This window comes from Candidimonas sp. SYP-B2681 (assembly GCF_003971065.1).
GTDB lineage: Bacteria > Pseudomonadota > Gammaproteobacteria > Burkholderiales > Burkholderiaceae_B > Pollutimonas.
Genome location: NZ_RYDV01000006.1, coordinates 101,066 through 113,059, shown reverse-complemented (window position 1 = coordinate 113,059; position 11,994 = coordinate 101,066). Strand labels below are relative to the sequence as shown.

Annotated in this window: 13 protein-coding genes; 5 read left to right on the top strand and 8 right to left on the bottom strand. The window is 55.6% G+C overall.

What is annotated here, in order from left to right:
• Positions 1-473: 473 nt before the first annotated feature.
• The gene (locus EKL30_RS13415) at positions 474-869 is read right to left on the bottom strand and encodes a hypothetical protein (RefSeq protein WP_233583104.1); all 396 of its coding nucleotides are present in this window, start codon (positions 867-869) and stop codon (positions 474-476) included.
• Between the two features lie 114 nt (positions 870-983).
• On the opposite strand from EKL30_RS13415, the gene EKL30_RS13410 reads away from it, so the two are divergent.
• The gene (locus tag EKL30_RS13410; protein ID WP_126707743.1) at positions 984-2,180 is read left to right on the top strand and encodes a multidrug effflux MFS transporter; all 1,197 of its coding nucleotides are present in this window, start codon (positions 984-986) and stop codon (positions 2,178-2,180) included.
• Between the two features lie 64 nt (positions 2,181-2,244).
• A complete protein-coding gene (locus EKL30_RS13405) occupies positions 2,245-3,408 on the top strand; it encodes an esterase-like activity of phytase family protein (RefSeq protein WP_126707742.1) in 1,164 nt (387 codons plus the stop codon).
• 27 nt (positions 3,409-3,435) lie between these two features.
• On the opposite strand, the gene EKL30_RS13400 is transcribed toward EKL30_RS13405, so the two are convergent.
• The 5 genes from EKL30_RS13400 to EKL30_RS13380 form a co-directional block, all read right to left on the bottom strand.
• Positions 3,436-4,164, bottom strand: coding sequence for an ABC transporter ATP-binding protein (locus tag EKL30_RS13400; protein WP_233583102.1), 729 nt, complete (start codon positions 4,162-4,164; stop codon positions 3,436-3,438).
• On the bottom strand, positions 4,164-4,880 hold the full coding sequence (locus tag EKL30_RS13395; protein WP_126707741.1) for an ABC transporter ATP-binding protein: 717 nt from the start codon (positions 4,878-4,880) through the stop codon (positions 4,164-4,166). Before EKL30_RS13395 ends, EKL30_RS13400 begins: the two co-directional genes overlap by 1 nt.
• Positions 4,858-5,811, bottom strand: coding sequence for a branched-chain amino acid ABC transporter permease (locus EKL30_RS13390; RefSeq protein ID WP_126707740.1), 954 nt, complete (start codon positions 5,809-5,811; stop codon positions 4,858-4,860). Before EKL30_RS13390 ends, EKL30_RS13395 begins: the two co-directional genes overlap by 23 nt.
• Positions 5,808-6,692, bottom strand: a complete 885-nt coding sequence (locus tag EKL30_RS13385; RefSeq protein ID WP_126707739.1) for a branched-chain amino acid ABC transporter permease — start codon at positions 6,690-6,692, stop codon at positions 5,808-5,810. The genes EKL30_RS13390 and EKL30_RS13385 overlap by 4 nt, the downstream gene beginning before the upstream one ends.
• Before the next feature lie 105 nt (positions 6,693-6,797).
• Entirely contained in the window at positions 6,798-7,997 is a 1,200-nt protein-coding gene (locus tag EKL30_RS13380) for an ABC transporter substrate-binding protein (RefSeq protein WP_126707738.1), read from the bottom strand.
• Positions 7,998-8,149: 152 nt separating this feature from the next.
• Between EKL30_RS13380 and EKL30_RS13375 the strand changes: the two genes are divergently transcribed.
• From EKL30_RS13375 to yghX, 3 genes are all read left to right on the top strand, one after another.
• Positions 8,150-9,601: an amidase gene (locus EKL30_RS13375; protein ID WP_126707737.1), complete on the top strand. Its 1,452-nt coding sequence runs from the start codon at positions 8,150-8,152 to the stop codon at positions 9,599-9,601.
• Positions 9,602-9,734: 133 nt separating this feature from the next.
• Positions 9,735-10,175: a hypothetical protein gene (locus tag EKL30_RS13370; RefSeq protein ID WP_126707736.1), complete on the top strand. Its 441-nt coding sequence runs from the start codon at positions 9,735-9,737 to the stop codon at positions 10,173-10,175.
• 107 nt (positions 10,176-10,282) lie between these two features.
• Entirely contained in the window at positions 10,283-11,170 is an 888-nt protein-coding gene (gene yghX / locus EKL30_RS13365) for a YghX family hydrolase (RefSeq protein WP_126707735.1), read from the top strand.
• A 5-nt stretch (positions 11,171-11,175) separates the two neighbouring features.
• Here yghX and EKL30_RS13360 read toward each other — a convergent pair whose 3' ends face one another.
• Positions 11,176-11,562, bottom strand: coding sequence for a type II toxin-antitoxin system VapC family toxin (locus EKL30_RS13360; RefSeq protein ID WP_126707734.1), 387 nt, complete (start codon positions 11,560-11,562; stop codon positions 11,176-11,178).
• Entirely contained in the window at positions 11,559-11,804 is a 246-nt protein-coding gene (locus tag EKL30_RS13355; protein ID WP_126707733.1) for a type II toxin-antitoxin system Phd/YefM family antitoxin, read from the bottom strand. The genes EKL30_RS13360 and EKL30_RS13355 overlap by 4 nt, the downstream gene beginning before the upstream one ends.
• Positions 11,805-11,994: the final 190 nt, after the last annotated feature.

The following is an 11,994-nucleotide window of genomic DNA, read 5'->3' as shown; positions in this document are numbered from 1 at the left end:
CATGTATTGATAACAATACAACTATGCGCGATGCTCTACGCACACTGCCACTAGTGTGGGCGATAAGCTTGCGTTATGGTGGATGGCACCGCCGTATTCCTTCATGCAGGGGGATTGGCTACGCCGTTTGGCTATCGATCCGTGCTTGAAGTAACGATTAATGCAGAGGCTTTCTTGTCGACAAGCAAGCGCCTGAACGTAGCGACGCGCATCAGGTCAATGCGCGCTTGATAAGAGGCCATAGGAATATGGCTGCCAAACCCACTATGGGCAGCCACCAAGCGGGGCGCTTTGCCCTGTAAAGGGATACCGTGCCGACCGCGGTGACCCCGACGAGCAGCACGACCATTATTACCATTTGTGCAATCTGAGCAGTTGTCACGAATTTAGAGCCTTGGAATTCTGGGCATTCGATTTTACCTTGCTGCGCAAGCTTGGGCCGGCTTGCGTCGGGGCGGACGCCCGAGCCTGTATTACCAAACGCCCTTGCCGTCGTTAAGGCAAAGAAAGCCACGCACGATACGGTAGATGTACCAGATGCCGACCGCGAACATCACGATGAAACCGACATACAGCAAAGACAGAATCAGGCCCACGATAGTCCACAACACACCGTACCAGAAGGTGCGTATCAAAAAGCGCAAATGCTCGCCGTAAATCGTGCTCTTGTACTCGCCTCGCTTGATGTAGGCCACGATCAGACCGATGACCGTCGGCACGCCGCCCAGAAAAAGACCTAAAGCGTACAAACCATACACGATCATCGTGAGGTTTTTGTACGACTTAAGCGTTTCGGCGTTTGCCTTGGCAGTGTCGGCCGCCGTATGGTCCGGAATGATTGAAATGGGAAGCTGATTGTCTGGTTGCATGTGCGTCAATTGAAAGAGTTGAAAGATCGATACGGCCAATGAATTATATGCAGGGCGAACAGGGCCGGCTTCACATGCTGGTACGATTGACGGCCGTTTAAGCCGAACTACCTAATGAAGAATACTCGCACACTGACCCTGGTGCTCGCTGCTTTAGCGATGCTGGGGCCATTCGCTACCGACGCCTATCTGCCTTCGTTCCATAGCATTGGCGCTGAATTTCAGGTTGGTCAGCCTTTGGTGCAGCAGACGCTCAGTGTGTATCTGTTCGCCTTCGCGTTCATGAGCTTATTCTGGGGCACCTTGTCCGACAGTTTTGGTCGGCGTCCAATCATCATTATTTCGCTGGTGCTGTTCGGTATCGGTTCGGTTGGCTCTGCGTTGGCGCCATCGTTCGGCTGGCTGCTGTTTTTTCGCGGCTTGCAAGGCTGTTCTGCGGGTGCTGGGCGGGTGGTAGGGCAGGCGTTGGCGCGTGATCTCTTCCATGGCGCTGAGGCGCAGCGCCTCTTTGCCAATATTGCTATGGTCTTTAGCTTGGCGCCGGCTATCGCGCCGGTGGTGGGCGGGTATTTGAACAACCATATGGGTTGGCGTTCTACCTTTGTCTTACTAAGCTTGTTCAGTGTCGTCTTGCTGGTTTTCAGTTTGCGTAAACTGCCTGAAACGCTCGTTGTCAGCAAGCGCCAGCCTTTGAACCTAGGCGTGATTGCCCGCAATTACTTCAAGGCTTTGTCCAATATCCAGTTTGTGATGTCCGTCATCGCCGTCGGTTTCGCCTTCGCAGGCTTCGCACTCTATATCTCATCGGCAGCCAATTTCATCATGGGAATACTGAAGTTGCCCGAAACGGCGTTCGCGTGGCTGTTCTTGCCCTTCATTAGCGGCATGGTGTGCGGATCGATGATCAATTCGCGGTTTGCCGGACGTATTCATCCCACCATCATGATACGTGCCGGTTTGAGTATCCTCGCGCTAGGGGCCTTGCTGAACGTGCTGTACAACAGTCTCTTTATTGCTACGGTGCCGTGGGCGGTACTACCTATTTTCGTTTATGCGTTCGGGATGTCGATGGCTCTGCCCGGCATGACGGTCATCACCCTGAATACCTTCCCCAAAATGCTGGGCCTGGCGTCGTCGCTGCAAAGCGCGGTACAGATGCTGATTTTTGCGGTCGTGTCCGGCTTTGTGGCGCCGCTGCTGTTCGAAAGTGCATTGCTGCTTGCACTGGGTATGGGTGCGAGCGCCGTCCTGTGCATAGGGCTATGGTCGACGGCCAGAAGCGTGACGCTGACGAAAATTTCGAGCCGTTAATGAAATGGTCAAACGTTTACGTTAGGATCGTCGGCCAGGCTTTCTGAGGCAAGCGCCAGTATTCATGAGCAGCATATCTTCCCTTCACGTCCTACCTTTCAAGTCTCTGCTCGCAGCCGCTTCATTGGTGTTTGCACTGCTATTGTCACCGTTTTCCTATGCAAACACAGGGCCGTCCGTGCAGGCGTTGCGCTTTATTGGCGAGCAACAGATCTCGACCAGAGAGCAATTCCTACAGACGACGGTGGGCGGCCTGTCGGGCATCGATTACGATGCCAGTAAAGATAGATGGATACTTGCCAGCGACGACCGGTCAGACTTTGATCAGACTCGCTTTTACACGGCTGCGCTGGCGTACAACGAGCAGTCGTTTGACTCAGTGACGCTGACGGCCGTGACGCGGCTCAAACAAGAAAACGGCCATACCTATCCGAGGCGGTGGTTTGGGGGCGAGAGCGCCGACGTAGAAGCGATCCGCTTTGACCCCGTCGATGGTAGCGTTTGGTACACGAGCGAGGGCGATCGTGGCCGGGGCCTCGATCCCTTCATTCGGCGAGCGTCGAATGCCGGCTTATTCATTGAAGAGCTACCAACTCACACGCTGTTCACTATGCGGCAACATTCCCAGACAGGACCGCGCAATAACCTGGCATTCGAGGGCTTAACATTCACACCCGATGGACAATCGCTGTGGACGGCGATGGAGGCGCCACTCTGGCAGGATGGGCCTTTACCGTCGACCTCCGTGGGCGCCATGGTAAGAATGACGCAATACAGTCGTAGCGGTCAGGTGCTTAAGCAAGTGGCGTATCCCGTCGATGCAATTCCAGCGACACCCGGCAGGGGAAAATTCGCCGACAATGGCGTCACTGAGATACTGGCCATCGATGACGAGCGTTTTCTGGTCGCAGAGCGCTCGGCAGTGCAAAACGCAGCAGGCAAGTACAGCAACTTTATCCGTATCTATGAGATGGATATATCAGGCGCCACCGATATAAGCGGCTTCACGTCGCTGGCTGCGATCGATTTTCAGCCGGTCGTGAAGCGACTGGTGCTAGACCTTAATACGCTCGCCTTGCCGAAGCTGGATAATATCGAGGGAATGGCGTGGGGCCCTAGGCTTGCCAATGGCAACGCCAGTCTGGTGCTGGTATCGGATGATAACTTCAACGCCAGTCAAGTGACCCAGTTTCTGGCGTTCGAGGTGCTCATGCACCCCAAGCGATGAGGTAAATGGCTGCTGCCGTTTAGTTACCTATAGTCCCAGATATGCCTTGCGTATCAAAGGGTGCCCTTGCAGTTCGGACGACGCGCCTTCTAGAACGAGCTTGCCGTTTTCCAGCACATAGGCGCGATGGCTGAACTGCAAGACTTGCTTGATATTTTGCTCGACCAGTAGCACGGGCAAGCCGGTTTCAGCCACGCGTCGAATTCCTTTCATGACCTCTTTTACATAGAGCGGCGACAGGCCTAAGCTGGGTTCATCCATGATCATCATTTTCGGATCCAGCATGATCGCTCGCCCTATGGCCACCATTTGCTGCTGTCCGCCAGATAAGGCGCCTGCAGCGGAGCCCGAATACTTTTGCAGATCTGGAAAGAGCGTATAGACATGCTCGAGCCGCGCTTTACGCCCCGCGCGCAGCCGGGGCAGGTAAGAACCCACGATCAGATTTTCTTCCACCGTCATGTTGGGGAAAAGCTGCCGGCCCATCGGGACGTGGGCAAGCCCTTTTTCGGCCATCTGGTAAGGTGCGAGCCCGCCGATCAGTTCGCCGTTGAAGGTGATTGATCCCGACCAAGGCTGGATCATGCCCGACACGGCGCGCAAAATAGTTGATTTTCCGCTGCCATTGCCACCGACCAGGCCGACCAGTTCGCCTTTGGCCACTTGCAAGCTGACGCCGTGCACAACTTTCAGCTTGCCGTACCCAAGGTCGACGCCGTTCACGTCAAGCATGATGTGATCATTTCCGTGCGACATCAGTCTGTTCCTAAATACGCTTCAATGACACGTTCATCGTTGATCACGTCGCGTGCTGTACCGGCGGCGATCTGGCTGCCGCTGGCCAGAACGACCACATGATCGGCCAGTTCGATGATCGCTTCCATAATATGCTCAACCATAATGATGGAAACGCCGTCGGCGACCAGGCCGCGAACCAGAATGATCATTTCTTTGAGGGCAGGAGGGTTCAGCCCCGCCATGATTTCATCGAGAAAAATAACCTTTGGTTGAAGCGCGAGCGCCCTGGCCAGTTCGAGTCGCCGAAGGCGGGCAAGATTCAGGTCGCTTGCCGGCTGCTCGGCACGGTCCAGCAACGCCACTTTTTCCAGCGCTTTAAGGGCTATCGCTTGCGCGGCGTCTCGCTTTGGTGCGTGCAGGAACGCCGAGACAAGCACATTTTCGAGTACCGTCAATTCGCCATAAGGCCTTTCGGTCTGGAAAGTTCGGCCCATGCCTAGCCTTGTTCGCTCGTAGGCTGGCGTGTGCGTAATGTCCTTATCCAGGTAGCGCACCGAACCGTCGGAGACCGGCGCGAAACCGGTGATGGCATTGAAGAGCGTGGTCTTGCCCGCGCCATTGGGCCCGATAAGTCCCAAGATCTGGCCAGTATGTAAAGCCAGCGACACCTTGTCGACCGCCACAACCCCGCCAAATTGCACGGTCACGTTTTCAGCGTTGAGCACGGCTTGCATAGCGTCTCCGGACAAGGTTACGAACCATTTCGCCCATGATGCCGCGCGGGAAAAACAGCACGACCATTAGTATCAGCAGACCGTAGATGAGCATATTGGCCTGCGCAAAGGTGGTCCGAAAAAGCTCACCGAACAGTACGAGAACCAATGCTCCGATGGCTGGCCCCCACAGGGTTCCCCGGCCGCCAATAATGGCCGTCAGGGCAATCTGTATGGACAGCAGCAGGTTGAAGATGACGTGGGGTTCGATAAAGGACAGGAAAATGGCATAGATGCCACCTCCAATCGAGGTGAGCGCTCCGGAGATTGCGAACGCCTTAAGCTTTACATTGGCGGGATTGATACCGGCTGCCATGGCGGCATCTTCGTCCTCGCGTACGGCGCGCAATTGATAGCCCAGTCGGCGTCCCGAGATCAGAAAAACAATTACCAGCGTAATCAGCGCGAAGCCTAAGGCCATGTAGTACTGCGCCGTCTTTTCAAACAGGTCGATGCCGAAGGGATGGGGCAGGTCAGAGATGAATACACCCGTGGCGCCGCCGGTAAGCCAGCGCTCGTTGATTGCGACCAGCCGGAAAATTTCCGCAATCGCGATGGTTGACAGAGCGAAGTAGGGCCCGCGCAGCCCGAAGGTAAGCCGGCCCCACAAATAGGCAACGATTGTTGCGCAAGCCATGGCAGCCAGTATGCTCCACCAGGGGGCGATGCCAAAGCTCGCAGAGCCGATGGACACGAAATAGGCGCCTAGACCGACGAAGCTGGCATGCCCCAGGCTTACTTGCCCCGACCACCCGCCTAACAGGTCCCAGGAAGTTGCCCAGCCGACAAACAGCAGCACGGAAATCGCTACGGTCATGTAAGCGGGAAAAATCATGGGATAGACAGCCGCGAGGCAAGCGAGTAGTGCCAACAGGAGGTAATGCTTTTTCATACGCGCTTCACCGTTTTGCCGAACAATCCTTCCGGTTTCATCAGCAAGATTATGAGGAAGGCAACAAGGCCATAGGCGTCGCGGTATTCCGAGGCGAGATACGATGCGCCGAATATTTCCACCAGACCCAATACGATGCCTCCGGCGATTGCGGCGCCGATATTGCCCAGCCCGCCGAGCACCGTCACGACGAACGCTTTAAGGGTAAATAGTCCGCCGGTCGTGACCGGACTGGCGAATAACAGCGGGATTAGTGTTACCCCGGCCGTGACGGCAAGCATCATCCCGATGCCGAAGACGATGGCCTGAATTCTGCGTGAATTGATGCCGGACAGTTCGGCCCCCAGGCGGTTTTCGGACGTCGCCCTGATCGCTCGACCGATTTCGGTTCGGTTCAGAATCAAATACAGCAGGCCGGTCACGATCGTGGTCGCGAGGCCCGCGAACAGCAAAATGACCGAGATATTGACCTGGCCCAGCGGGATCACATCGGATGCATAGGAAACCCGAACAGATTTGGGCTCGCCGCCAAAAATCAGCAGCAGCACATTGGCTATGATCAGTGATAGCCCCAGCGTGGCGAGCATGGTGGTTTCTGGCGGCGCGTCGACGATACGGTTAAGGATGACGCGCTGAATAAGGTAGCCCAGCACGTAACCGGCCGGCATAGCGATCACCAACGATAAATACGGATCCCAGCCTAGCAAGCCGTTCAGCACAACCGCCAGATACATGCCAATGACCACGAAGTCGCCGTGTGCGAAGTTAATGATGCGCATCACGCCGAACACCAGGCTCAGGCCAATACCTATCAGCGCGTAGACCGTACCGATAAGAATCCCATTGGAGAGATTCTGGAAGAAAGATACAAGGTCGCCCATAACGCATCCTTTAACGACTGCCAAGCCGGCAGTGCGACCGCCGGTTTTGTTCTACAGAAAAAAAGGCCCGAGCACGTCGGGCCGTAATGCATTGCGCGCCGCGGTTTAGCGCTCGTTCCAGGGAGGGGTGGGGAACTGGATTTTCTTCGCCGCGAGGTCTGTCGGGAACACCGTTACGTGCTCGCCATTCTGTATCTGCACAACCAGGCTTTTAATGGGATTTTGGCCCTTGAAGCCATTGTCGTTTTTGAAGACCACGTGTGTTACCGGCGTGTCGAGATTCGTTTCAGCTAAAGCCTTGCGAACGCTTTCGCGGTCTTTCGGGTCGGCGCGCTTCAGCGCGTCAGCAGCAACCATGAGCGCCAAATAGCCCTCGGCTTCGTAGAAGGACGGCTCGCCTTTTGCCTTGTCTTTGAGTCGCTTGTAAAGATTTTGTACGCCCTCGAGCTTGACGTCTTTGCTCCAGCTGACAACAGACACGATTTGCTCGGCCAAGGGACCAACCTGTTCGATAAAGCTAGGCAAGGAGGACGAGGTGTCGATCGCGATGGCCTTCGCATTCAATCCGACTTCCTTAAGCTGGCGAGTTATTGCTACGCCGTCGTCGGCGTACGAACCAATAAATAGAATATCGGGTCGCGCATTGCGGAAGCGATTCAGGATAGGCCGGAAGTCGGTCGTGCCCTGGTCATAAGATTGACGCTCCACGACCTCGTAGCCGCGGGCTTTTGCTTGGCGGACGCCCTCGTCGGCCAGCGAGGTGGGCCACGCGCCGTTTCCGTGTAAGACGGCAATCTTCTTCAGACTGCTATCCAGCGAACGTAGATGTTCGAAGTAACTGAAATAAGTCGTCGCGACGATGGTGGAATTATGTTTAGCCCGAAACACCCAGTCGGATCCGGGCCGGGTAATGCTGTCATCGGCGCTGCCCAGCACGATAAGCGGGATTTTTTCGCGTGCCATCAGCCGCGCCATCGGGCCGGTGATGGACGACGCGTACGAGCCGAGCACCAGGGGAACGCCTTTGTTCTTCATGGATTCGACCGCGGCCAGTGCGCTTTGCGCTTCGGAGCGGTCGTCCTGGATGACCAGTTCGACGGGCTGGCCTTTAATGCCGCCGCCCTTGTTGATCTCTTCGAGCGCAACCTGCATACCGGTGTCATACCGTTTGCCAAAGGCAGAGAAAACCCCCGATAGACTATTAATAACGCCGACCTGAACCTGAGCCGCTGCCTGGAAACAAACCAGGGAAAGAGAGGTGCTGAGCGCGAGTAAAGCGCCCCGGGCGAGCTTATTTCTTTTCATGATTGTCTCCTGTATGCTGGCATCGAACGAGGCCAGAGTCTTCTAATAGTTAGGGTTTATAAATTACAAGTTAGAAGCAAGGGCGTCAACAGCTGGGCTTAGGGGAAAACGCGGTCTAAGCGTTCCCGGTAACAAAAGAGGCGAGACAAGACATGGCACAGGTTAAAACGGCTGATCATCTGGCTGACCCATTGGCTTACCGGGGTTTGGCTGGCTTTGCAGAAGACTTCAGGGCAGGCAGGGTAACGTCCTTGGCGGTAACCCAGGCTTACCTCGCGCGTATCGACGCATGGGACGGGAAGCTGGGCGCTTTCCAGCACGTGGCGCACGCGTCGGCTCTGGCCACGGCGAAGGCGATCGATGCCCTGTACGCGGCTGGAACCTATCTCGGTCCTCTCATGGGGGTTCCGGTCGCCATCAAGGATGTTTTCACCATTCATGGCATGCCGGCGCCCAAAGTCGGATCGCGTATGCAGCTGCCTCAGGTGACCGGCGAAGAGGAAGGCCCATTCATCCAGGCTTTGCGCCGCGCGGGATGTGTCTTTCTTGGTCAAACCAAAGCGGTCGAGCTTTGCCTTGGGATAACCGGCGTTTCGGCTCCGCTCGGCACTCCCTGGAATCCTTACGACCTGGACCATCATCGCGTGCCGGGGGGCTCCAGCGCCGGCTCGGGCGTTGCCGCGGGTGCTGGGCTCTGCGCGTTCGCGATCGGCACCGACTCGGGCGGGTCGGTGCGCGTGCCGGCAGCTTATAACGGCGTAGTGGGTCTAAAGACTACCGCTGGCCTTTGGCCTACCCAAGGCGGCTTTCCACTCGACCCGAGGGTGGATTCCATTGGTCTACTGACAAAGTCCGCCGTGGATGCGGCCATTGCGTTTCACGCGATCTCCAGCTGCCTGAACGGGCCAGCCCAAGCTCAGCGCGTACCGCTCATCGAGTTAGATGGCCTTAGGTTAGGCGTTCCGGAAAATTACTTCTTTGATGGTTTAAGCGATCAAGTCGCCCAGTCGATTGTGTTGACGCAACGTCTGCTCCAGGAATCCGGAGCACGCCTCAAGAAAGTGAACGTACCTGAAGCGGGTGAACGAGAGGCCTATTTTCCTGTCGCCATGCCGGCTTCTATTCTCGCCACACTCGGTGCCGATGCCTTCAATCAGCAGAAAGCCCTCATGGATCCGGTCGTTGGCACACGCGTTGCAACCGGCCTGCAGACCAAAGCTTACGAATATCTAGCGCTCGAAGAAAAGCGCCAACACAGCATTGCTGTCGTCGATCAGCGCTTTAACGCCTTCGATGCCTGGGTAAGTCCGACTACGGTTGGCCCCGCGCCATTGCTCTCTGATTTCGATGACCCGGCCATTGCGTTATCGCATGCGCTCGGCATGACGCGCAATACCCAGCCGGCAAATTACCTTGCGCTTTGCGCCATATCCTTGCCTATGCCGCAGCACGAGGCAGAGCTTCCTATTGGAATTCAACTGATGGGTCGCGGCAAATCCGACGCGACACTGTTGGCGATAGCCGTCGCGGTGGAAAACGCGATAGGCCGGCAAGCGCCGCCAAGCCTTCCGGCATGCGGCATAGCAGTTGCACGAGACATGTAAATTTTCTGTTTACTACTCATTAAAACTTGCAGGGAGCAGCCCAATGGCAAAATAAGAGACGCTCGGCATCAGACGCCGGGTTAGGTCCCAGAGAAATTCAGCAACATCACGTAGGCCTACTCCGGAGATGTCCATGAAGAATTCTGCACCCTTTCTCGTCTCGCTTGTCATTTCAACGGCTTCATGGGGTGGAGAGCCCTGCACACCGAACGATATGCAGATCGACGTATGTCGCGCGGCGACCAACATTTCTGAAACCATTGAAGAAGGTCTCCCGCTTCGTCTGAATCAAGGCTTGGTGCTTCAGCAAATTGACGCCACACAAAACATAATCAGTATGACAGCCGTCTTCGACTATACGGAAGGCCATCTCGTCGCTGAGGCCAGGAGAAAAGGCACGACGCTGGATGCCTTCAGGACGTCGGTGCGAAGAGCCGCGATATTGATTGCTTGTCGCCCGCGCACCGAGCTGCAAGCGTTTATTGAGCTGGGTGGAGAACTGCGCATGGTGTATCAGTTCTCGGACAGAGCACATTTTTTGACCGTCAATGTGGACCAGTGCGCTGCGGGGTAGGGCGAAAAACCTATATGGCTCAGGCAATTTAATGCTGGATTACATCTCTGGACACACGGCATAATCGGCGTTCGTTCGCCAACGATAGCCAGAGGAAAGGAGATGTCATGACAAGACTGACAGCCAAGGATTTCGCACCTGAATTGCTCGAGCTTTACGATTTCTATGCACACGGAAAAATTACCAAGCGCCAGTTTTTAAGCCAGTCTGCCAAGTTTGCGGTGGGCGGGCTAACGGCTTCTGCCATCTTCACTTCGATGCGACCGAACTATGCCTTAGCTCAGCAAGTTCCTTCTACCGATCCAGGGATTGTTGCCGAATACATCTCCTATTCATCGCCGCAGGGCCATGGTCAGGTACGCGGCTACCTCGTTAAACCGGCCAAGGTGCAGGGCAAGCTAGCGGCCGTTGTGGTGGTTCACGAGAACCGAGGCCTCAATCCCTATATTGAAGATGTCGCGCGCCGACTGGCAAAAGAAGGATACATCGCGCTGGCGCCCGATGGACTCAGCTCCAAGGGCGGCTATCCCGGAAATGACGATAAAGGTCGCGAACTTCAACAACAGGTTGATCCCCAGAAGCTGATGAACGATTTTTTTGCTGCCATCGAGTACTTGATGGCGTATGACGAAGCCAGCGGGAAAGTGGGAATCACTGGCTTTTGCTACGGCGGGGGCGTTGCAAATGCCGCGGCGGTGGCGTACCCCGAGCTAGCCGCTGCCGTCCCGTTTTATGGTCGCCAGGCCCGCGCGGAAGATGTGCCAAAAATCAAGGCGCCGCTGCTAATCCACTACGCCGAGCACGACGCTCGAGTCAACGAGGGCTGGCCCGAGTATGAAGCGGCGTTGAAAGCGCACGGTAAGACCTATGAGGCTTACTTCTATCCCGGCGCGAATCATGGCTTTCACAACGACTCGACGCCGCGCTACGACAAAGAGGCCGCTGAGCTTGCCTGGCGGCGCACAGTGGACTGGTTCAAGCAATATTTGGCGTAGGGCGACTAGATCCTCTGAATCGGGCCGGGGTACTGAGCAACCCAATCATCCGCCGTCAACAGGGTGATTCCCTCGGTGGTCGCTTGCGCAATAAGCATGCGGTCAAACGGATCTTTATGAATGGTAGGCAAACTATCGATCGAGACTGCATGCGCGCTGCTAATAGCCAGTTCCTGGTAACCGTTGTCCAGCAGCCCGCGGCGAAGCAGCCTCGCATCCACCTGAAAATCGGAGCGCCCAAGGCTGCGTTTAATGGTTATTTCCCACAAGCTGGCGACGCTGAAAAGCAATTCGTTTTGAGGATCTTCCAGTAAAGTGCGTGCCGCCTTCGATAATCGGGCAGGATTCCCCGCCGCCCATAGCAGCACATGAGTGTCCAGTAGCAGCTTCATTCGTGACCACCGAAAAGTGATTCGATGTCCTGTTCACCCATGCGATCAAAATCATCAGGTACGACAATTTTCCCCGCGAGAAAGCCTAGACGGCGGGTCTCTTCGCCCAATGGGGCATCCAGTCTGGTCACCTTGACCAATGGTTTTCCTGCCTTGGCGATGACGAAAGATTCTCCCTTTACTGCCTGTTCTATTAGTCGCGATAGCTGAGTTTTAGCTTCGTGGATATTGACGGTTCGCATAAGCCCTCTATTGAACTAAGTTTCATGGACTAAATCTACCATACGTATGCTAGGAAAACTAGTGGGGCTGTGACCGGGTCGCGTTTAAGTAATAACCCCTACACTCGCGAACCCACAGAAGCTTTTATAATATAGAACATCTGTTCTCTCAAGCAGAACATCATGATGTAAAACGCCCGCCGATACCGCG

Bases quoted from the DNA above. Each gene is read 5' to 3' on its own strand.
- EKL30_RS13415 (WP_233583104.1), bottom strand. From the start codon at position 869: ATGCAACCAGACAATCAGCTTCCCATTTCAATCATTCCGGACCATACG.
- EKL30_RS13410 (WP_126707743.1), top strand. From the start codon at position 984: ATGAAGAATACTCGCACACTGACCCTGGTGCTCGCTGCTTTAGCGATG.
- EKL30_RS13405 (WP_126707742.1), top strand. From the start codon at position 2,245: ATGAGCAGCATATCTTCCCTTCACGTCCTACCTTTCAAGTCTCTGCTC.
- EKL30_RS13400 (WP_233583102.1), bottom strand. From the start codon at position 4,164: ATGTCGCACGGAAATGATCACATCATGCTTGACGTGAACGGCGTCGAC.
- EKL30_RS13395 (WP_126707741.1), bottom strand. From the start codon at position 4,880: ATGCAAGCCGTGCTCAACGCTGAAAACGTGACCGTGCAATTTGGCGGG.
- EKL30_RS13390 (WP_126707740.1), bottom strand. From the start codon at position 5,811: ATGAAAAAGCATTACCTCCTGTTGGCACTACTCGCTTGCCTCGCGGCT.
- EKL30_RS13385 (WP_126707739.1), bottom strand. From the start codon at position 6,692: ATGGGCGACCTTGTATCTTTCTTCCAGAATCTCTCCAATGGGATTCTT.
- EKL30_RS13380 (WP_126707738.1), bottom strand. From the start codon at position 7,997: ATGAAAAGAAATAAGCTCGCCCGGGGCGCTTTACTCGCGCTCAGCACC.
- EKL30_RS13375 (WP_126707737.1), top strand. From the start codon at position 8,150: ATGGCACAGGTTAAAACGGCTGATCATCTGGCTGACCCATTGGCTTAC.
- EKL30_RS13370 (WP_126707736.1), top strand. From the start codon at position 9,735: ATGAAGAATTCTGCACCCTTTCTCGTCTCGCTTGTCATTTCAACGGCT.
- yghX (WP_126707735.1), top strand. From the start codon at position 10,283: ATGACAAGACTGACAGCCAAGGATTTCGCACCTGAATTGCTCGAGCTT.
- EKL30_RS13360 (WP_126707734.1), bottom strand. From the start codon at position 11,562: ATGAAGCTGCTACTGGACACTCATGTGCTGCTATGGGCGGCGGGGAAT.
- EKL30_RS13355 (WP_126707733.1), bottom strand. From the start codon at position 11,804: ATGCGAACCGTCAATATCCACGAAGCTAAAACTCAGCTATCGCGACTA.